This window comes from Aeromonas sp. CD (assembly GCF_033349375.1).
Classification (GTDB): domain Bacteria; phylum Pseudomonadota; class Gammaproteobacteria; order Enterobacterales; family Aeromonadaceae; genus Aeromonas; species Aeromonas hydrophila.
Genome location: NZ_CP137631.1, coordinates 2,684,564 through 2,705,948 on the forward strand (window position 1 = coordinate 2,684,564; position 21,385 = coordinate 2,705,948).

General features: G+C 58.4%; 16 protein-coding genes and 1 pseudogene. 8 read left to right on the forward strand and 9 right to left on the reverse strand.

Features of this window, described 5'->3' with window-relative positions:
• Nucleotides 1-119: 119 nt before the first annotated feature.
• Nucleotides 120-326 (reverse strand): DUF1107 domain-containing protein, encoded by a 207-nt coding sequence (locus R2E40_RS12490; RefSeq protein ID WP_016350921.1) that lies wholly within the window; start codon nucleotides 324-326, stop codon nucleotides 120-122.
• Nucleotides 327-459: 133 nt separating this feature from the next.
• Nucleotides 460-927 (reverse strand): phosphohistidine phosphatase SixA, encoded by a 468-nt coding sequence (gene sixA, locus R2E40_RS12495; RefSeq protein ID WP_011705868.1) that lies wholly within the window; start codon nucleotides 925-927, stop codon nucleotides 460-462.
• 162 nt (nucleotides 928-1,089) lie between these two features.
• Between sixA and R2E40_RS12500 the strand changes: the two genes are divergently transcribed.
• A complete protein-coding gene (locus R2E40_RS12500) occupies nucleotides 1,090-3,864 on the forward strand; it encodes an insulinase family protein (RefSeq protein ID WP_318163490.1) in 2,775 nt (924 codons plus the stop codon).
• 308 nt (nucleotides 3,865-4,172) lie between these two features.
• Here R2E40_RS12500 and R2E40_RS12505 read toward each other — a convergent pair whose 3' ends face one another.
• Nucleotides 4,173-4,826 carry a thiopurine S-methyltransferase gene (locus R2E40_RS12505; RefSeq protein ID WP_318163491.1) on the reverse strand — a complete coding sequence of 218 codons (654 nt, stop codon included), beginning with the start codon at nucleotides 4,824-4,826 and terminating at the stop codon, nucleotides 4,173-4,175.
• 216 nt (nucleotides 4,827-5,042) lie between these two features.
• Nucleotides 5,043-6,392, reverse strand: coding sequence for a leucine-rich repeat-containing protein kinase family protein (locus R2E40_RS12510; RefSeq protein ID WP_318163492.1), 1,350 nt, complete (start codon nucleotides 6,390-6,392; stop codon nucleotides 5,043-5,045).
• Between the two features lie 323 nt (nucleotides 6,393-6,715).
• On the opposite strand from R2E40_RS12510, the gene R2E40_RS12515 reads away from it, so the two are divergent.
• Nucleotides 6,716-7,480, forward strand: a complete 765-nt coding sequence (locus R2E40_RS12515; RefSeq protein ID WP_318163493.1) for an SDR family oxidoreductase — start codon at nucleotides 6,716-6,718, stop codon at nucleotides 7,478-7,480.
• A gap of 51 nt (nucleotides 7,481-7,531) precedes the next feature.
• The gene (locus tag R2E40_RS12520) at nucleotides 7,532-8,359 is read left to right on the forward strand and encodes a methylated-DNA--[protein]-cysteine S-methyltransferase (protein ID WP_318163494.1); all 828 of its coding nucleotides are present in this window, start codon (nucleotides 7,532-7,534) and stop codon (nucleotides 8,357-8,359) included.
• A 335-nt stretch (nucleotides 8,360-8,694) separates the two neighbouring features.
• On the opposite strand, the gene R2E40_RS12525 is transcribed toward R2E40_RS12520, so the two are convergent.
• From R2E40_RS12525 to guaB, 5 genes are all read right to left on the reverse strand, one after another.
• Nucleotides 8,695-9,504: a nucleotide-binding protein gene (locus R2E40_RS12525; RefSeq protein WP_318163495.1), complete on the reverse strand. Its 810-nt coding sequence runs from the start codon at nucleotides 9,502-9,504 to the stop codon at nucleotides 8,695-8,697.
• Between the two features lie 65 nt (nucleotides 9,505-9,569).
• Nucleotides 9,570-9,902 carry a hypothetical protein gene (locus tag R2E40_RS12530; RefSeq protein WP_139348866.1) on the reverse strand — a complete coding sequence of 111 codons (333 nt, stop codon included), beginning with the start codon at nucleotides 9,900-9,902 and terminating at the stop codon, nucleotides 9,570-9,572.
• 324 nt (nucleotides 9,903-10,226) lie between these two features.
• The gene (locus tag R2E40_RS12535) at nucleotides 10,227-10,499 is read right to left on the reverse strand and encodes a hypothetical protein (RefSeq protein ID WP_010633780.1); all 273 of its coding nucleotides are present in this window, start codon (nucleotides 10,497-10,499) and stop codon (nucleotides 10,227-10,229) included.
• Between the two features lie 379 nt (nucleotides 10,500-10,878).
• Complete coding sequence (gene guaA / locus R2E40_RS12540; RefSeq protein ID WP_016350936.1) at nucleotides 10,879-12,468, reverse strand: glutamine-hydrolyzing GMP synthase; 1,590 nt, start codon at nucleotides 12,466-12,468, stop codon at nucleotides 10,879-10,881.
• Between the two features lie 83 nt (nucleotides 12,469-12,551).
• Entirely contained in the window at nucleotides 12,552-14,015 is a 1,464-nt protein-coding gene (gene guaB / locus R2E40_RS12545) for an IMP dehydrogenase (RefSeq protein WP_011705859.1), read from the reverse strand.
• 465 nt (nucleotides 14,016-14,480) lie between these two features.
• Here guaB and R2E40_RS12550 point away from each other — a divergent pair.
• From R2E40_RS12550 to R2E40_RS12570, 5 genes and pseudogenes are all read left to right on the forward strand, one after another.
• Nucleotides 14,481-16,348, forward strand: a pseudogene (locus R2E40_RS12550) (potassium transporter Kup).
• A gap of 201 nt (nucleotides 16,349-16,549) precedes the next feature.
• Nucleotides 16,550-17,248: a Crp/Fnr family transcriptional regulator gene (locus R2E40_RS12555; protein WP_318163496.1), complete on the forward strand. Its 699-nt coding sequence runs from the start codon at nucleotides 16,550-16,552 to the stop codon at nucleotides 17,246-17,248.
• A 61-nt stretch (nucleotides 17,249-17,309) separates the two neighbouring features.
• Nucleotides 17,310-18,560, forward strand: coding sequence for an anaerobic sulfatase maturase (locus R2E40_RS12560; protein ID WP_318163497.1), 1,251 nt, complete (start codon nucleotides 17,310-17,312; stop codon nucleotides 18,558-18,560).
• Nucleotides 18,561-18,625: 65 nt separating this feature from the next.
• Entirely contained in the window at nucleotides 18,626-20,209 is a 1,584-nt protein-coding gene (locus R2E40_RS12565; protein ID WP_318163498.1) for an arylsulfatase, read from the forward strand.
• Between the two features lie 371 nt (nucleotides 20,210-20,580).
• Nucleotides 20,581-21,384, forward strand: coding sequence for an energy transducer TonB (locus R2E40_RS12570; RefSeq protein ID WP_318163499.1), 804 nt, complete (start codon nucleotides 20,581-20,583; stop codon nucleotides 21,382-21,384).
• Nucleotide 21,385 lies beyond the last annotated feature (1 nt).

Genomic DNA, 21,385 nt, shown 5'->3' on the forward strand with positions numbered 1-21,385 from the left:
GGCAGAATTGGCTGACATAAAGGGGGTTCGAACAGCGCTGAAGAGGCCGGAGGGAGCCCAAAAACAATCATGCCCGCACGGTGGCGGGCATGACGCAGATCAGCGAGGTGACGAAGCAATCACGCCGCATCCATGTGCAGTCTCGAGATCAACTCGTTGACCTCGACCACGGTCTGACGGTGGGGAATGTCCGCCGACGTGGGCATCATCAGCAGGCCGGACTGGAAGTCAAAGCGTCCTCTGCCGTGGATGTAAATCCGCCCCTTGAAGAAGGTTTTGACATGTTTTGCCACCATCAGCGGCAGGTACTTCTTGAACACTCTCATCGTTTGCAACCTCTTGCAGTTGTATCCGTATGACAGCAGCTTCTGCGAAATAATTCCGTAAATTCTGTATAAAAATCCGGAAAAATCGCGACTCTCTTCCCCAAAAAACCAATCTATAACTTTTTATTAACTTTTAGCGTATTGTATGTGGTCCTTCCAACCAGAGCAAGACCCCCTTGCCATCTTGCCACTCGATACAGGCCAGACCTGAGGTGGCAAACATGGGGGCACCGGCTGCCGGACAGAGGCTCTGCACCAGATATCCCACCAGCGGCAGGTGGCTCACCATCAGGATGCTGTCGTGTTTGGCTGCCAGCGCGGTGAGGTAGCTCGCCACGAAGGCCGGATCGCCATAAGGGGTGATGTCACCACTCTCTTCGACGGCCCCTGCCTTGGGTAATTCACTGCATATGCTCTGCCAGGTTTGTTTGGCGCGCAGGTAGTTGCTGTGGATCACCCGATCCAGCTTGTCGCCAAGCTGGGGGGCCAGCCAGCGGGCCATGTGGATGGACTCTTCGATTCCCTGCTCGGTCAGTGGACGCTGTTCATCTGTTTTCGCATTCATGCCAGCCTGGCCATGACGCATGATGTAGATTTTCATTACAACCTCGCCCAACGGGCCTGTTTTGATAGCGGGGGGATCTTACCCCGCCATGCCGGGGGAAACAATTGCGCTACCTCTCAGAAAAGGGTTTGCCTCACCGGGTAGCGGGGTCGATAATCATGTTTAAATTCAAATAAATCCAACAAGAGTCACGCGCCAATGAGCCCATATGCCAGTCCCAACGACCATCGGCAGTACCACTATCTGGAGCTGGCAAACCGGCTCAGGGTCTTGTTGATCTGCGATCCCGACACCGACAAGTCTGCCGCCTCCCTGGCCGTCAACACCGGCCACTTCGACGATCCGGCGGACCGGCAGGGGATGGCTCATTTCCTTGAGCATATGCTGTTCCTTGGCACCTGCACCTATCCCAAACCTGGTGAATACCAGCAATTTATGAGCCGTCATGGCGGCAGCAACAACGCCTGGACCGGCACCGAGTTCACCAACTTCTTCTTCGAGATCGACAACGGCTTCTTCGAGGCCGGGCTGGATCGCTTCTCCCAGTTCTTCATCTGCCCCACCTTCGATCCCGAGTGGGTAGACAAGGAGCGCAACGCGGTCGACTCCGAATACCGCCTCAAACTGCAGGACGACGTGCGCCGCAGCTACCAGGTGCATAAGGAGACGGTCAATCCCGTTCACCCCTTCGCCAAATTCTCGGTGGGCAATCTGGATACCCTGGCCGATCTGCCCGGTCGGGATCTGCGCTCCGACCTCATCCGGTTTTACGAAACCCACTACAGCGCGGATCGCATGGCGCTGGTGATGATCTCTCCAGCCACCATCGAGACCCAGCTCGGCTGGTGCGATCGCTTTTTCGCTCCCATTTTGAATCGCAATTTGGGAACGCCGCCCCTCGAGATGCCCCTCTACCGGCTCGATGACCTGGGCATTCGCATCCAGATCAACCCGGTCAAGGAGACCCGCAAACTCGCGCTCACCTTCCCGTTGCCCAACGTGGATGAGTATTACGACAAGAAGCCCCTCACCTTCCTGAGCCACCTCATCGGCTACGAAGGAGACGGCAGCCTGCTCTCTCTGCTGAAAGCGAAGGGCTGGGTCAACCAGCTCTCCGCCGGCGGTGGCATCAGCGGCGCCAACTTCAAGGACTTTGGCGTCAACTTCGGCCTGACCCCGCTCGGGCTCGAGTACGTCAACGAGATAGTGGCGGCCCTGTTTGGTTACTTGAAGCTCATCGAGCGCTGCGGGGTGGAAGCCTGGCGCTATGACGAGAAGCGCACCGTGCTTGAGTCCGCCTTCCGCTTCCAGGAGCGGGGCCGGGCGCTCGACACCGTCTCCGGGCTGGTGTTGAACCTGTTCAGCTATGCTCCCGACGACCTGCTCTACGGCGACTACATGATGCGCGCATACGACGAGCCGCTCATTCGCCGCCTGCTCGCCAAGCTCACGCCACACAACCTGCGCCTGACCATCACGGCGCCGGAGCTCGGCACGGACCGGCTGGCCCGCTGGTATCAGACCCCCTACAGCGTGACCACCATCACCGAGGCGGAGAAGATCCGCTGGCAGCAGAGCGAACCGGATCCAGCGCTGGCCCTGCCGCTGCCCAACCCCTTCATCAGCAACCGGCTCGACGTACGCACGCCCGAGCTCACCGCCGACATGCCCGCCTGCCTGATTGATCGGCCCGGCTTTCGGCTCTGGCACCTGCACGAACATCAGTTCAGCGTGCCCAAGGGCAACCTCTACATCTCCATCGACAGCGAGCATGCGGTCAAGAGCCCGCGCCACATCGCCATGGCACGCCTGGCGGTGGAGCTGCTCACCGACCACCTCAACGCCCTCACCTACCCGGCGGAGCTGGCGGGGCTCGGTTACCAGATTTATGCCCATCAGGGCGGCTTTACCATCAACCTGAGCGGCTTTGCCGACAAGCAGCCGCTGCTGCTCGACATGATCCTCGGCAACCGCACCCTGGGTTACCCGGATCCGGCCCGCTTTGCCGAAATCAAAGAGCAGCTCATTCGCAACTGGGACAACCAGTCCAAGGCGCGCCCCATCTCCCAGCTGTTCAACCAGCTCACCAGCCTGCTGCAGCCCAACAACCCGCCGTTCGAGCAGCTGCTGCGCCACCTGCGCAGTGTCGAGCTGAGCGAGATGCCCGCCTTCGTGGCGAGCCTCTTTGCCGAGGTGCATGTCGAGACCCTGGTGCACGGCGACTGGACCGCCGCCGAGGCCCTCGAGCTTGCCGCCCTGCTGGAGCGCCACCTCGGCGTCAACAGCCAGCCCAGTGCCGAGACCCGTCGTCCACTCATCTCCATTCAGGACAGGGGCACCCTCATTCGCGAACAGGGCTGCGAGCATGAAGACTCGGCTCTGCTGGTCTACTACCAGTCGCGCACCACCCGGGCGCGGGATCTGGCCTGCTTCACCCTGGCCAACCACATCATGTCCTCCACCTTCTTTCACGAGCTGCGCACCCGTCAGCAGCTCGGCTACGTGGTGGGGGCCGGCAACCTGCCCCTCAACCGCCATCCCGGCCTCATCTTCTATATCCAGTCGCCGGTGGCCGGGCCACAGATCCTGCTGGATGCGGTGGAAGAGTTCATCGACCTGTTTCCGCTGGCCATGCTCGAGCTCACCGCCCGTCAATGGCAGGACAGCAAGGCGGGCCTGCAGGCCCAGCTGAGCGAGCGGGATGCCAACCTGCGCAGCCGCGGCCAGCGGCTGTGGGTCAGCATCGGCAACAAGGATCTGGGCTTTGATCAGCGCGAAAGGGTGTGCGAGGAGGTCGGCAACCTGAGCCGCGCCGATCTGGTGCGCTTTATCACCCAGCTAAGATCGAGAACGTCGGATCGACTGATCCTCTGCAGCTATGGTCAGGGCCACGAGCACGACGAGCGCATCACCGGCCAGTTCATCGACGACCCGCGTGCGTTCCGGCTCAATGCCGCCACCTTCGAGGCCTGATCAGGCCTCCTGCGCCCCTTCTTGCAGCCAATAAAAAGCCGACCCCGTGGGGTCGGCTGGAAAAACCATAATCAATTGCGACCAGAGCCGCCAAAAGTGAACATGAGCGTGAAAATCAGACACTGAGTTGATGGTCGACGGGCAGTCCCAAACCAGAGCGCGCCTGCCGATGACAACAGTGATTGAGAAACAGGCTCATCTTAGGCACTCCCCTCCCTTGTCACGTTGATCTATGTCAAAGGAGGTAATAAAGAGTCAACCAGCTGCAGCTTTATGGCGAATTTTATCGCCTCAGCTCACGCTTTTGGTCAAGCCTCTGGACGGCGCACCAGCCGGTAGGCCACCTCGTCGAAGTAGGAGAGCTGGCCAGACAGCACCCTGGGGTGATCGAGCTCGGCTGCTCGCCCCAGCACCTCAACCTGGAAGTGGCGCTCGAACAGGGTGCGCACCTCCATCTCCCCCACCGAGAACGGCGGCTGACGCTGCTGCTCCGGCTGATATTCCAGAGTCACCAGCAGGATCTGACCACCCGCCTCGATAAGCCGGCTCATCAGCTCGGCATATTGACGGCGCATGGCGGTCGGCAGCGCGATGAGGGCTGCCCTGTCGTAGGCCAGCCGATAGCGGCGGCCAAGTTCGGGGGCGGCGAAAAAATCCCCCTCATAGATGCGCAGGCTGTCGTGCTGATGGCACTGATAGGGCCCCTCGGTACTCACAGTGTCGCTCAGCTTGTTCTCGCTGAAAAAGCTGTCGATGGCGACGGCCGAGAGCTCGAACCCGTCGACCGGATGGCCCTGCCCGCTCAGCCAGAGCATGTCGCGGGACTTGCCGCACAGGGGCACCAGCACGGGCTCGCCCTGCTGCTGGGCCGACCACCAGGATTGCAGCCAGCGATTGAAATCCGCCTGATGAAAGCCGATCCGGTTCTCTTCCCAACGCTGATGCCAAAAAGCCGCTTCCATCCAGTCACCCCTGTCATATAAAGATGCCTCAATATCACAACTTAGCCCGCTGCACGCAAGCACCAACAAGGCGGCAGCCGTAACTTTTGCCCAAAAAAGCGGGACAAAACAAAAAAGGGCCCCAAGGCCCCCTTTTGACATCTTTTTGTCATCCACTCCTGCTCTTTTTCGCCTGCTTTGCGCCTGCTTGCTACCGCGACGGCAGGGCGAGCCGGATCAGAGCAAGACTGGCTCGGCGCAGATGACCGGCGCCACCGCAGCAAGCCTGGCAGCAATCTCGGCAAAGTCGGGGCGCGCCGCCACCACCGCGGCGAGACAGTCATCCACCAGCACATGCAGGGCATCCAGTTTGTCATCACGGGGAGCACAGCGGGCCAGCAGCTCTTCCAGCAGGCAGCCGAAGGCTCTCACTTCCAGTCGCTCCAGCAAGCCGGCCAGCTCACCATCGGTTCGCTCATAACAGGAGGCGGCGCCGAAATCCCCGAGCAGCAGCCGCCCCTCCTCTTGCAAGGAGTGCAGCATGTTGTGGGCGTAGAGATCGCCGTGCAGGATGCCGCGCCCGTGCAGATGCAGCGCGGCGCTCGCCACCCCCTGCACCATGGCCAGCAGCGCGGCCGGGGTAAAGCGGGCATCGGCCGGGTAGATGTCGCGAGTGCAGGAGTCCAGGCTCGGCGGCCCCGCCAGGTTGATAAAATCAGGGTCTATCAGCGCCATCACCAACGCTGGGATGCCGGAGGGGTGATCGCCCACCCGCCCCTCGACCCCGACCAGATGGGGATGACGACCAGTCGCCAGCGACACAGCCAGCTCGCAGCGGGGCAGCCCATCGCTGGTCACGGCCCCTTTGAAGCACTTGACCGCCACCGCCCGCGACCCCGCCGGCGTGGCCAGCTCGGCGCCATGGATGACACCGGATGCCCCCTGCCCCAGCAGTTCGCCCACCTTAAGTGAATCCCACGGGATATCGGCCACCGAGGCGCACTGGCCCAGCCGCTGCTCTTGCTTGTCGCTGAAGGGATTGCCCGCATACGCCAGCCAGGCTAGGCGCGGCAGGCTCGCCAGCCAATCCGGGAGCGCCTCGAGCCGGTTGGCGGCGATGCGCACCAGCTCCAGGCGCTGGCAGTTGGCGAGGGTTACCGGCAGCTCGCGCAGGCGATTGCCCGAGAGCATCAGCTTTTGCAAGGCGTTGCACTGACCCAGCTCATCGGGCAGCTGCTCCACCGCGTTGTCGGTCAGGATAAGCCAGCGCAGCCCCACCGGCAGCGACGCAGCAGGCACCGTGGCGATCCGGTTGGCCTTGAAGCCCACCATGGTAAGTGCCGGGCAGCGCCCCAGCACCTCGGGCAGCTCGGTAAAGCGGTTCTCGGAGCAGAAAATGATGCGCAGCTTGCTGAACCCGGCCAGCTCGTCAGGCAGCCGGTTCAACTGGTTGCCGGTGAGGTCCAGCACCTCCAGCGTCTCTTTGAGACTAAAGATCTCGGGCGGGAACTCCGTCAGGTTTTCGGCGAGTTTGAGGTGGCGGGCGCCGCAGAGTTCACCTGCGCGCAGCTGTTCCAGGGTATGCATGACATCGTCTCTATCGGGGTGACCGGCTCGCGGCCAACGGCGCTGCCGGTGGTTGGCCCAACAGTCAAACCGGCAGTCAAAAAAAGAGGGGGCATTATAGAGAATGACGGCCGAAGATCCCCTGTTTTGTTGCCTCAGGGCTGCTATCTGCGCGCAGCAAGGCGGCATGGGGGTAAAGAGAGCAAGATCCGGGTCGTGTCAGCGAGGGCCGGTTGCCATAGTGGGGTCAAACCAGAGTGGGGTCGAACCCGTTGAGGTTCCAACCCACTGCCAACCCCGTGCGCCACTTAGCTGGCGCACAACACACCTGCGAGGGAACTGCCATGTCATTACTGTCCAACAAGGTCGCCATTATCACCGGCGCCAGCTCCGGCATCGGCCGCGCCAGCGCCATCCTGTTTGCCCGGGAAGGCGCCAGCGTCGTCGTCGGCGCCCGCCGCCAGAGCGAGCTGGATCTGCTGGTGGAGGAGATCCGCCATGAGGGGGGCCTGGCGGTGAGCCTGGCGGGAGACGTGAAAAGCGAAACCTATGCCCGCGCCCTGGTGGATCTCGCACTGACCCGTTTCGGCGGGCTCGATATCGCCTTCAACAACGCAGGCACCACGGGGACACCGAGCAGTGTGCCAGCGCTTGAACTGGCGCAGTGGCAGGAGACCCTGGATACCAACCTCACCAGCGCCTTTGTGGGGGCCAAGTACCAGATCCCCGCCATGCAGGCACGCGGCGGCGGCTCGCTCATCTTTACCTCCACCTTCGTCGGCCATACTCTGGGGCTGCCCGGCATGGCGGCCTATGCCGCAAGCAAGGTGGGCCTCATTGGCCTGACCCAGGTGCTGGCCGCCGAATATGGGGCACAAGGGGTGCGGGTCAACGCCCTGCTGCCGGGGGGCACCGACACCCCCATGGGACGGGCCTTTACCAATACCCCGGAGAGCCTCGCTTTTGTGCAGAATATGCATGCCCTAAAACGGCTGGCCCAACCGGAGGAGATCGCCCGCTCGGCCCTTTATCTCGCGTCCCATGCATCCAGCTTTACCACCGGCATTGCCCTGCTGGCCGATGGTGGGGTATCTATTTGTCGCACATGACCCTGTCGCACCCAAGATCCTGCGGCTGCAAACCTATCGTGAGAGCGCCTTATGTCTGATTACGCCCGCATCGCCGATGCCATCCGTTTTATCGCAAGCCAGGTGGCGCGTCAGCCCACTCTGGACGAGATAGCGGCGCACGTGCACTTAAGCCCCTTTCACTTCCAGCGGCTGTTCAGCCGCTGGGCCGGGGTGACGCCCAAACGCTATCTGCAGGTGCTGACCCTGGAGCGGGCCAAGGCGCTGTTGCAGGAGTCACGCCCACTGCTGGAGGTGGCCGATACCCTGGGCCTTAGCAGCGGCTCGCGGCTCTACGATCACTTCGTGCAGCTCGAAGCGGTGACGCCGGGCGAGTACAAGCAGCGCGGCGCCGGGCTGATCATCGATCACGGGGTGCACGACACCCCCTTCGGCCAGGCGTTTGTCGCCCTGACCCCGCGGGGGGTGTGCAACTTCTCGTTTCTCGATGAAAAGGCCCCAGAGGCGCCGCTGGCTGCTCTCGCCCGGAGCTGGCCAGAGGCAGAACTGAGGGAGGCACCATCACGCACCCAGGGGGTCATCCACACCATGTTCGACAGCAGCAAGGCGCCGGATCGCCCCATCTCGCTGCATGTGAGCGGCACCAACTTTCAGATCAGTGTCTGGCGGGCGCTGTTGCAGATCCCGCCCGCCAAGGTGGTGAGCTACGCCCAGGTGGCAAGCGCCGTCGGCAACCCCAAGGCCGCCCGCGCCGTGGGGCTGGCGGTGGGCGCCAACCCCGTCGCCTTGATGATCCCTTGCCACAGAGTCATCCAGCAAAACGGCAAACTCGGCGGCTATCACTGGGGCGAAACCCGCAAACAGGCGATACACGCCTGGGAAGCGGCGAGGTATGAGTAAACTTGGCCTGTTTCTGCTCGCCCTGATGGGGGAGAAACTGGAGTGTTGGTTGTGAGTCAGCAGACTATCAGGTCACGCCGAACGAGCTGGCAGTGATATAAAACGGGAATATGAGAAGAATCGGGGCGCAAATCGCCCCTCTTGTTGCTTTGGCGAGGCATGGTGCCTAGCCACCCCACCCCAGCGGATTTACGAAGAGACGTAGGGTGCAATAAGCGCAGCGCATTGCACCGTTTTCAGAGCGATTTTTTGGCAAACTAGAAGGAACAAAAGTAGAGGTGCAATTTCATTCCACCCTACGACACTCTAAATAGCGGAGGAATACCCCAGCCAGATTAACATTTCTCTGGTGAAGTAAGAGTTTCAATACGATCTTGATTTGATAGACAAACGTCAATTCCGTACTCAGTTAACTTGTAGCTAAAATACTCATTACCATTGAAATCAGAGCTATTTAATTTTTCGATCATGCCTAAACGGGTGAGTTTTATTATAGCCAAGTTGATTTTAGCCGAACTTAAATCATATTTAATGAAACGATTATACAAATACCAACTAACGCAACCATCAACATCTGAGTTTACAGACTCAAGCAACACTGACAATGCGATCATATCTGTATCGGTGAGCGTTGCTAATTGAGCATTTACATCAATGCGTGGTTTTTCCTGAACAGAATCAAGTTCAAGCAAACCTTGTAGTTTGAAAGCTCGTTTTATTTGTGTAGCGGAGTAATTGAGAGATGACGCTAAGTCTTCATCACTTCTGTTTGCATCAAAATCAGTTGGAGTAATACCTAGAAGATCACTTGGGAAATGCAAGTCAACGCCACGTGGCTTTACAATAAAACACCGGTTCTTTCCTATTGCACCAATAAACAAACCAAGTTCAAAAACTACGTTATCTCTTACAACATACTTTTCTCTAGATCTAATAATTGTCAGATCATCAGGAGAAAAAATGAAAATAGAGAAATCCACAGACTTAGCTTTTGAAATCAAATCATCAAGAGCGTTACTCGAAATATTAAATGTACCATTCCGCCATATTGTAACTTCTGCATCAAACTCTAAGTTTTCAGCAATTGCATCTGCTATAGGTAGGCTTTCAACAGATGAACCGATAAATACTCTTGGCTTTCTCATAGTCTCTCCAATTTTTTGTTAAAAAATTTGCAAAGCCGTGAACGAAGTAAATAATATATTAAGGGTCATTTATTGAAATATGTCTCTAATACATTACCTGATGCCTCATCAACTCTGCAGTTGAATCCCGCAAAATTCCCTACCCATAATGGAGATTCACTTGTAATGTAGGTGTAGGCATCAACCGCACCTTGACCAATATCTGATGCCCGCCAAATAAAACTCCCCGCACGAGCATAGCAAAATAGGTTTCTAGCCGGGCTATTTCTCTCAAAGGCCATCCAGTCATATATGACCAAAACGTGTTCGTGAATCAGTGATGCACTGAGGACTGGATATTCACCTTTAAAGCGAACACCATCACCTTCAATCCAGTTTTCATGCACTGTAAGCTGCATGTGACCTCTAATGGCGATTAGATGGGAAGCGGTACAGGTCAGTTTACTGAGCTTGCCATATAACTCTGCGGCTACTCTAACTTGACGAAAAAAGGCTGTTACCGAGCCAGTATGCTAGCGAGCAAGGAAGATAATAAAAAGTGTGAGATGGCTGTTTCCTGAGCAAGATCAACAAATTAAATAAGAAGTACCAATGCTGGCCACATATCAACGGTGCCGGATCCTAGATAAAGAAAAGACGCCCTAAGGCGTCTTTCTTGTTGCTGGACGTTGGAGCCAACCGGTTGAGGGCTTTTCCCCTTCCCGCCTTGCCTCGCAACCTAATCAGATCGGGGTGATGGAGGTGATATGGGCCGAGCCATCCAGGGATTGGAAGATCTGCACCACGGCTTCCCCGTGGATCGGGTTGGGCAGCGGCACTGTGGTTTTGCACTTGAAACGGTAGTTGGTGCCGGCGACGACCTGGGTGGAGACTTCAAAGGGGGTGTACTGCACCCCGACAAATCCTTCCAGCGCCTGGTTGAATACGGCCTGATCTTTGGCGCTCAGCTTGTGGTAGGCAGTCCATCCGCCCAGCAACACTGCTTGTTCTGACATAACAAACCCTCCGTGATCTCTTGTCCCTACTCGTTTGGCTGTTCGGGTTCCGCCCCGTTTATTCAAGTGGTGTCCGGACTCCACCGGGGGCCATACCAGACATCGGTATGTCCGGTGTCGACAGTGCACATAAAAGCGTTGCTGTCGTCACCCTCCCCTGCTGCCACGGCCGCAGCCTCACGGCGTCGGTCTCAATTGGCATGGCTGAGCCTAGTGCGAGATCCATAAAACACCCCCTGTCAGATATGACAGAGGCAGGGAGGTGAGAAAGCGGCTAGCGAGCAGAAAAGTGAGGCGCAAACGATTGGAAAAAGAAAAGACGCCGCAAGGGCGTCTTTTTTACATTTTTATGCTTGAAGGGTGAAAGGGCCTACGCCGCTTATTCCCATTCGATGGTTGCAGGCGGCTTGCCGGAGACGTCGTACACCACGCGGGAGATGCCGTTGATCTCGTTGATAATGCGGTTCGACACGTGACCGAGGAAGTCGTACGGCAGGTGGGCCCAGTGGGCGGTCATGAAGTCGATGGTCTCGACGGCGCGCAGGGCAATGACCCAGTCATATTTGCGACCATCGCCCATCACGCCAACGGAGCGTACCGGCAGGAACACGGCGAACGCCTGGCTGACCTGGTTGTAGAGGTCGGCCTTGCGCAGCTCTTCGATAAAGACCGCATCGGCCTTGCGCAGCAGATCGCAGTACTCTTTCTTCACTTCGCCAAGCACCCGCACGCCCAGACCCGGACCCGGGAACGGGTGACGGTAGAGCATGTCGTAGGGCAGACCCAGCTCGAGGCCAACGCGGCGCACTTCGTCTTTGAACAGCTCGCGCAGCGGCTCCACCAGACCCATCTTCATCTCTTCCGGCAGGCCGCCGACGTTGTGGTGAGACTTGATGACGTGAGCCTTGCCGGTCTTGCTGGCGGCAGATTCGATGACGTCCGGATAGATGGTGCCTTGCGCCAGCCAGCGGGCGTTTTTCAGCTTTTTCGCTTCATCGTCGAACACTTCGACGAAGACGCGGCCGATAATCTTGCGCTTGGCTTCTGGCTCATCTTCACCGGCCAGGGCGGAGAGGAAGCGTTCTTCGGCGTCGACCTTGACGATGTTCAGACCAAAGTGATCGCCAAACATCTCCATCACCTGCTGGCCTTCGTTCAGGCGCAGCAGACCGTTGTCGACGAAGACGCAGGTCAGGCGATCGCCGATGGCACGGTGCACCAGCATGGCAACCACGGAGGAATCGACCCCGCCGGAGAGGCCCAGGATCACCTCGTCGTCACCCACCTGCTCGCGGATGCGGGCAACGGCGTCGTCGATGATGGTGGCCGGGGTCCACAGGCATTCGCAGCCGCAGATGTCTTTGACGAAGTGCTCCAGCATGCGGGCACCCTGACGGGTGTGGGTCACTTCCGGGTGGAACTGCACGCCGTAGAAACGCTTGGCCTCGTTGGCCATGGCGGCGTGCGGGCAGGTGGCGGTCTGGGCGATGGTGGTGAAGTCGGCCGGGATGGTGGTGACCTTGTCACCGTGGCTCATCCACACATCCAGCAGCGCATTGCCGTTGTCGGCGATGGCATCTTCGATGTTGCGCAAGAGGGCACTGGTCTTGCCAGAGTTGCCCAGCACTTCCACCTTGGCGTAGCCGAATTCACGCTCGGTGGAGGATTGCACCTTGCCACCCAGCTGCTCGGCCATGGTTTGCATGCCGTAGCAGATGCCGAACACCGGCACGCCGGCGTTGAACACGTACTCGGGGGCGCGCGGGCTGCCCGCTTCGGTGACGGACTCGGGGCCGCCGGAGAGGATGATGCCGCTCGGATTGAATTCGCGGATCTGCTCTTCGGTCACATCCCAGGCCCACAGTTCGCAGTAGACGCCGATTTCGCGCACGCGGCGGGCGATCAGCTGGGTGTACTGGGAACCGAAGTCGAGGATAAGGATACGGTGCTGGTGAATGTCTTTAGTCATTTTATTCCTGCATCAGGCTGATGTTGTCACAAAAAGCACGGGATAAAAAAGCGGTGGAGAAACGGGGCCGCAGCCCCGTTTTATCAGCCCATCCGATAGTTGGGGGCTTCTTTGGTAATGGTCACGTCGTGAACGTGGGACTCTTTCATCCCGGCGCCCGAGATGCGCACGAATTCGGCCTTGGTGCGCATGTCGTCGATGGTGGCGCTGCCGGTCAACCCCATGGAGGAGCGCAGGCCGCCCATCTGCTGGTGGATGATCTCTTTGAGGCGGCCCTTGTACGGCACGCGGCCTTCAATCCCTTCCGGCACCAGCTTGTCAGCGGCGTTGTCGGTCTGGAAGTAGCGGTCGCTGGAGCCCTTGGACATGGCGCCGAGGGACCCCATGCCACGGTAGGATTTGAAGGAGCGACCCTGATAGAGCTCGATCTCGCCCGGCGCCTCTTCGGTACCGGCGAACATGGAGCCCACCATGACGCAGCTGGCGCCAGCGGCGATGGCCTTGGCCACATCACCGGAGAAGCGGATGCCGCCATCGGCAATTACCGGGATACCGGTGCCTTCCAGCGCGTCGACGGCGTCGGAGATGGCGGTGATCTGGGGCACGCCCACGCCGGTCACGATACGGGTAGTACAGATGGAGCCCGGGCCGATACCCACCTTGACGGCGTTGACGCCGGCAGCGGCCAGCGCCTTGGCACCGGCGGCGGTGGCGACGTTGCCGCCGATGATCTGCAGATCAGGGTAGGCTTCGCGGGTCGCCTTGATGCGATCCAGCACGCCCTGGGAGTGGCCGTGGGAGGAGTCGATCAGCAGCACGTCCACACCGGCTTCCACCAGGGCGGCGACGCGCTCTTCGTTGCCGGCACCGGCACCGACGGCAGCACCCACCCGCAGACGACCCTTGTCGTCTTTACAGGCGTTCGGCTTGCGCTCGGCTTTCTGGAAGTCTTTGACGGTGATCATGCCCTTGAGTTTGAAGTCGGCGTTGACCACCAGCACCTTCTCGATACGGTGCTTCTGCATCAGGCCAACCACCTCTTCGCGGGGGGCGCCTTCACGCACGGTGACCAGACGATCCTTCTGGGTCATGATCTGTTCGACAGTCTGGGAGAGATCGATCACGAAGCGCACATCACGACCGGTGATGATGCCCACCAGCTGATTGCCCTCGGTCACCACCGGATAACCGGCGAAACCGTTCTTGTGGCTCAGCTCCTTGATCTGGGCGATGGTCATGTCGGGGCGTACGGTGACGGGGTCAGTGACCACGCCGCTCTCGTACTTCTTGACCTTGCGCACTTCGGCAGCCTGCTGCTCGATGGACATGTTCTTGTGGATAAAGCCGATACCGCCTTCCTGGGCCAGTGCGATAGCCAGACGGGCTTCGGTCACTGTGTCCATGGCAGCGGAGATCATAGGGATGTTCAGGCTGATGGCAGAGGTCAGCTTGGTACGCAGATCGGCAGTATTGGGAAGAACTTCGGAGTGGGCGGGAACCAACAGTACATCGTCGAAGGTTAACGCTTCTTTGGCAATCCTGAGCATGGCAATATCTCACCGTTGAGGAAGTGGGGGTGTAAAATATTGCCGACGAAGTTTACTCACGCATTGGTCACTGGTAAAGAAGTTTTTTGAATTTTTTATGGCGTTTTGGCCTTTTCAGCCGCCAAGCCGCTAAAAAACCAACATTTTCAGTCGCAAAACAGCCTTTTGGGGACAAAAGAGTTGTCTCATTGCGGTTTTATGCAAAAAAGTTCCTGTTTCATTTTTTCAGACAGCCCTGCTTCCCCTCCCCCGTTGCAGACTGTTTGGCCCTGGTCGAGCGCACTCGACAACCAGCTCATGCGCGCTTGGCCGTCCCCCTCAAACACTAAATCGGGCAGAGCAACATCCGGGGTGTGTCACCTAAACCAGCACGCCCAACGAAAGGGCCTTTTCGTGGTGCGGGTTTCCTTTGTGATTGTGCCTGCGTATCATGATTAACAGTCTGAATTGAAATGGAATTTCATGATGAGCCACGGACACCAGCAAGGGCGCATGGCCATTACCCTGGCGGCACTGGGGGTCGTCTATGGCGATCTCGGCACCAGCCCGCTCTATGCCCTCAAGGAGAGCTTCGCCAGACACCTGGGTCTGCAGCCCACCCGGCGGGGATCCTCTCCATCGTCTCCCTCTTCTTCTGGACCATCATGATCGTGGTCTCATTCAAATATGTGCTGCTGGTGCTCCGGGCCGACGACAAGGGAGAAGGGGGGATCCTCACCCTCGCCTCGCTGGCCTCCCGCCGCCTTCCGGCCAAGCCGCACGCCCTGCTCATGCTGCTCGGTCTGGTCGGCGTGGGGCTGTTTATCGGGGATGCGGTGATCACCCCCGCCATCTCGGTGCTCTCGGCGGTCGAAGGGTTGCAGGTGATCACGCCGGAGCTGGCGCCGTTCGTGCTGCCCATCACCCTCACCGTACTGGTGATCCTGTTCGGGGCCCAACATTACGGCACCGCCGGCATCGGTCGCCTGTTCGGCCCGATCATGCTGATCTGGTTCGGGGTGCTGGCGGCGCTCGGGGCCTATGAGATCGGGCAAAACCCCGCCATCCTGCAGACCGTCAACCCGCTCTACGCCCTCGATTTCATGGTCAACCGACCGGGTATCGCCTTCATCACCCTGGGGGCCGTCGTGCTCTGCGTCACCGGGACGGAGGCGCTCTACGCCGACATGGGCCACTTTGGTCGTGGCGCCATCCAGCTGGCCTGGGGCTCCCTGGTGATGCCCGCCCTGCTGCTCAACTACTTCGGCCAGGGCGCCCTGCTGCTGCGCAATCCCGCCGCCATCGAGAATCCCTTCTACCTGCTTGCCCCCTCCTGGCTGGCCTTTCCCCTGCTGATCCTCGCCACCCTGGCCACCGTCATCGCCTCCCAGGCGGTGATCTCGGGCACTTACTCGGTGGTGCGCCAGGCCATTTTACTCGGCTACCTGCCGCGCCAGGAGATCCGTCACACCTCGGAGCACGAGATAGGCCAGATCTACCTGCCGCTGGTGAACTGGCTGCTGCTGGGAAGCATCGTCATCGTCATCCTCTGGTTCCAGAGTTCTAGCAACCTGGCCGCTGCCTACGGCATCGCGGTGACCGGCACCATGGCACTGACCACCCTGCTGTTGATGGTGGTGGCCGCCCGCCGCTGGAAGTGGTCGCGCTGGCTGATCGCGCTGGTGTGCGCGCCGCTGCTGCTGGTCGATGTCACCTTCTTTGCCGCCAATACCACCAAGTTTCTGGCCGGTGGCTGACTCCCCATCCTGTTTGCGCTGCTGGCCATCATAGTGATGACCACCTGGAAGCGCGGACGGGAGCTGGTGCTCGACAAGCTGGAGCACAAGTCACTGGCGCTGAAGGGGTTTGTCGACAACATGCTGGTGCACCCGCCGCTGCAGGTACCCGGCACCGCCGTGTTTCTCTCCAAGTCGGTGCAGGTGGTGCCCCACGCCATGCTGCACAACCTCAAACACAACAAGATCCTGCACGAACGGGTCATTTTCCTGACTGTTCAGATCAAGGACGAGCCTTGGCTCTCCTTCAAGGAGCGCATCGAGCTCACCCACCTTGGCGAGGGGTTCTGGCAGGTGGTCGCCCACTTTGGCTACAAGGAGGTGCCCTCCATGGAGGAGATCTTCCAGGCCTGCGCCCAGGAGGATCTGAAGGTCACCATGGCCAAGACCTCCTTCTTCCTCTCCCACGAGAACCTGGTCAGCACCGATCTGCCCGGCATGGCGCGCTGGCGAGAAGGCTTGTTCGTCTGGATGAACCGCAACTCCCTCAAGGCGACCGACTTCTTTCATATTCCCGCCAACCGGGTGGTGGAGCTGGGGGTATTGCTGGAGTTGTGACGCTGCCCTCTGTCGCCCCCACCAGAGTCATGACCAAATAGGAAAATCGTTTTTCTTGCAGTGTTCTTTCGGGAACAGAAGTGATCATCTACACGGGATATGATGAACCCCATCATGGCAACGGTGCATAAACCGACCATAGCAATGGGGTAAAGGGCGCGCAGTATCTGGCCTGACAACTTGATACCAGGACAAATGAGAATGAACAATGACATTGTCTGGCCATGCTCGCTTCATCCATCCACACAAGCGAGCCTGCTGGCGCTGGCTAAACCATTTGATTGCCAGCGCCTGACGGGCAGTCTGCCGGGGGTGCTCTATGTCTCGTCCGGTTGTCTGGTTGCTTATGCGGCCAATGCCAGCATAAGCAACTCCCTTGGTCTGATTTTTGGACGTGGCTGCTGGCTGGGAACACAGTCCATTCATAACCCGGCTTATGCCCCCTCCGAGTGCTATGAGACGCTGCTACCGACCGAGTTGTTGTTGTTTCCCAGAGCAGACATTGAATCGTTATCAGAGCAAGAGCCGGAAGTATTCAAGTTTCTGTTTCATATCGCCCAGCAGGTGGTGCGCATCAGTTTGCAGATGGGGAGCAATACGCTGTTTTGCCTGACTACGCGCATCGTTTATGTGTTGCTGGAGCTGGTCGCCAAAAATACAGCGGCAAATACGCCTGTCCCCTCGCTCAATATTACCCAGCAGCGGTTGAGCCAGATCACCGGAATTAGCCGCCCCAGAGTCAATGAGGTGCTGAAGGAACTGGCTCGTACCGGCGAGATAGCGATTCGGCGCAGTGAATTGAATATCACCGACATGGCCGCCTTGAAGGCCAGGTTGCATCCGTTCAGCCTGATGTATTACGACCCAGTACCACACATCCAGCCCCCAATAAGCGGGTAGCCAGAGGGGGCGTGTCACAACGCCTTCTGGATATTCATCACATTGTTTAGCAGAGGATTTCATGAACCAACCCAGTTTGCAGTTACCTCCTCTTCCGGCCGGACGCCATTATCGTTTTCACACCATGGTGAAGCCCGGTGGCGCACGCTGCAACATCGACTGCGATTACTGCTTCTATCTGCACAAGAGTGACTTGCTGGGCCACGAGCGGCACGCCCGGATGGACGATAACGTGCTCGAGCAGCACATACGCCAATACATAGAGGCCCAGACCGGGGATGAGGTGATTTTTTCATGGCAAGGAGGCGAGCCCACGCTGATGGGGTTGGCATTCTTTGAGCGCATTGTTGAACTGCAGGCACGTTATGCCAAACCCGGCCAATACATTGGCAACGACCTGCAGACCAACGGCATTGCACTGGATGATGACTGGATTGCCTTTCTCAAAACCCACGGTTTTCATGTCGGATTGTCCATTGACGGGCCTCGTTCCCTGCACGATGCCTATCGCAAGAGTCGTAGCGGCAAGTCGACCTTCGATCAGGTCATGGTGGCAGCCCGGCGCCTGCGTGAGGCCGATATCCCCTTTGCCGCGTTATGCGTAGTCAATCGACTCAATGCCCTGCATCCGGTGGCCGTGTATCGCTTTCTGGTCGATGAGGTCGGGGCTGCGCGGGTACAGTTTACCCCGGCAGTCGAGCCGCAGGCATTCAAGGTTCAAGCCCCCTCTCTGCTCTCGGCCAAAAGCCAGCCCAAACAGGGAGACGCCCGGGCGACCCCGGCCCATCCCCTTTCCATCGTGACCGCCTGGTCGGTCGATCCTGACGACTACGGTGCTTTCCTTTGCCAGGTCTGGGATGAGTGGTTTCAAAAAGACATAGGAACTGTCCACGTCAATCTGTTTGAAACTGCCATAGCCCAATCGGCAGGTCTGCCAGCCCAGACCTGTACCCAGTCAGAGTTTTGCGGCAAGGCGCTGGCCATTGAACATAACGGAGATGTCTTTTCCTGCGACCATTTCGTTTATGAGAACTATCGCATCGGCAATATCTTGCATACCCACCTCGGCGATATGGCATTTTCCAGCGTACAGCAGCAATTTGGCATGAATAAAAAAGCGTCATTGCCAACACAATGCCGCCGTTGCGACTACCTGAAATTATGTTGGGGGGAGTGTCCCAAGAACCGCATCATCAACACAAAAAGTGGTGAGCCTGGCTTGAATTATCTTTGCCAGGGGCTTTATCGATTCTATGACCATATAGGCCCAGATGTTGTACGAATTCTAAAAGCGCTGGGTTATCTCACTTGATAATTCAGCCGACTTGAAACAAGGCAGAGTCGTTGTTTATTTAAATACAACCGAGGAGAGTTATCATGCGTAAAACGCTTATCGCGACCGCGATGCTCACGGCAATGTCCGTCGTGCCATCGCTGCATGCCGCAGAAGCAAAAAAACCAAATATTCTGGTCATTTTTGGTGATGATATCGGCTGGCAAAACGTGAGTGCCTACGGCATGGGCACTATGGGTTACCGTACTCCCAATATTGACAGCATTGCCCAGCAAGGGGCCATGTTTACCGATCATTACGCCCAGCCCAGCTCAACGGCAGGACGAGCAGCCTTTATCACCGGGCAGTACCCCATTCGTTCCGGTATGACGACGGTCAGTATGCCGGGGGGCTCGCTGGGTCTGAAAAGCGCCTCCCCCTCCTTGGCCGAAGTGTTGAAGGCGCAGGGTTATGCCACCGGTCAGTTTGGCAAAAACCACCTGGGCGATCACAACTTCTCCCTGCCCACGGTTCACGGCTTTGACGAGTTCTTTGGCAATCTCTACCACCTCAACACCCAGGAAGAGTCCGAGCAGCGGGATTACCAGCGCTTCGCCAAAGAGCACTCCGGCTCTGTCGAAAAGTACGACCAGAAGTTCGGTACCAGAGGTGTGCTCCACTGTTACGCCACAACGACAGACGACAAGACGGTCGAGCCGCGCTTTGGCGAGGTGGGCAAACAGAAGTGTACCGATACGGGTCCGCTAACCCAGGAGCGCATGAAGGCATTTGACGAGGACGAGGTGATCCCGAAAGCGCTGGGCTTTATGGACAAGGCTGGCTCTGCCGACAAACCCTTCTTTGTCTGGCTCAATACCAGCCGCATGCATCTCTATACCCGGCTCAATGAGAAATGGCGTTATGCCGCGGAAGAGTACACCAGCGAATATGACTATCACGGCAGCGGCATGCTGCAGCATGACCATGATATTGGCCTCGTACTCGATTATTTGAAGAAAAAAGGGCTAGATAAAGACACCATTGTTGTTTACAGCACGGACAATGGCCCGGAACACTCCTCCTGGCCTTATGGCGGTACCACCCCCTTCCGTGGCGAAAAAATGTCAACCTATGAAGGCGGGGTGAGAGTCCCCATGATGGTGCGCTGGCCGGGTCATATTCCTGCTGGTACCGTCTTGAACGGTATTCAGGGGCATCAGGATCTGTTTACTACCCTGGCAGCAGCGGCAGGTGAAACCAATGTCGCAGACAAGATGATGAAAGAGAAGAAACAATATATCGATGGCATCAACAACCTCGATTATTGGGAAGGAAAAACCAGTAAATCCAACCGCGACTCCATTCTTTATTATTACGAAGACAAACTGACTGCGGTGCGACTCGGCCAGTGGAAATTCCACTTCTCCACCAAGGAGGATTATTATGCCAATGTGGTGCCATTGACCGTTCCCAAGATATACAACCTGCGAGCCGACCCTTTCGAAAGCTATGATGCCCGCGATGCGCAGGGCCATCTGCTGCAAAAAATGTCGTGGCTGCTGGCCCCCGTCAATGAAATCGTCGGCGATCACCTCAAGACGCTGGTGCAATATCCCCCTGTTCAGGGCGGTACCAGTTTCGACATGTCCAATCTGGTTTCCGAGACGATCAAAAAAGGCCAGCAGTAAATCACTCTTCATGAACCCAATGCGGCCCCCCAAGGGCCGCTTTTTATTGTCTCCAGCACTGCCATCTGGCGCGATATTGCTTCTCACCGTCGCGTAATGCCGCCCTGCCACGGCGTTTGGATCCAGGCTTCATTGCGCTTCCTTTCATATCAAGACCAAAGCGCTAGGCCTTTGATGACCAACGGCACACCCCTTTATCTCACCCAGCCGGCGCTTGGCATCAGCGGCTGCCTTTACGATTAAAATGCGATTGATAATGGTTGTTGTTTGTGATTCTTGTTATCAGGCATGCTAGCAGCCTGACGCCTGTTCTGGCGCCTTCACACTAGCCGTTTGAGTATGAATATGAAGACCTGGAAGGGAGACAAGTGATGGACTCCTGCAGCCCGAGACCAACACTGCCCGCCAACGATCCCGACGCCGCCCGTCTCGTTTGCCTTGCCATCGCGATCTCTCTGCATCTTGCCGCCTTCTGGTGGCTCTATGCGCACCAGCCTGCGCCCATCACCCCGCCCCTGCCGCTGACCCTGTCGGCCCGCTGGGTTGGTGAGGCAGCGACCAATGACGCGCCAGCCAAGGCGGCCCCCGCCCCTGCTCCCACAGCGCAGCACGTACAAAAAGTGCAGCAAGTACAAAAAGTGCCGCAAAAAGCCAAGCCGTTGCCGACCCCCAAAAAACCGCCGCTCAAGCCAGTTAAAAAGAGCGTCAAGCCGGTGGTCAAACCGCTTAAACACAGTCCCCCGCCGGTGCAGCCCGCCAAGGTCATGCCGGTGAGCAGTCCGCAACCGCCGGCCAGTGCGCCCGCTCCTGCGACGGCGGCAACGGCCGCACAAGCGAGCGGCGGAAGTACCAGTCAAAGTCCTGCCCACAAGGCTGGCGGCGGCGCGGGCAACAGCGCCCCCATCGCCCGCGATGCCCGGCTCAACAACCCCGAGCCCCAATACCCCTATGAGTCGAGACGACGGGGAGAAGAGGGGCGGGTCATCCTCAATGTGCGGGTGACGGCCGAGGGCACCGCCGCCTCGGTGGAGGTGGACAAGAGCAGCGGCTATCGGCGGCTGGACATGACGGCCCGCAAGACCGTCAGCCGCTGGAAATTCATTCCTGCCAAACAGAACAACGTGGCCGTCGAGGCCTCGGCAAAAGTCACCATCATTTTCAAATTAAGGGCTTGAA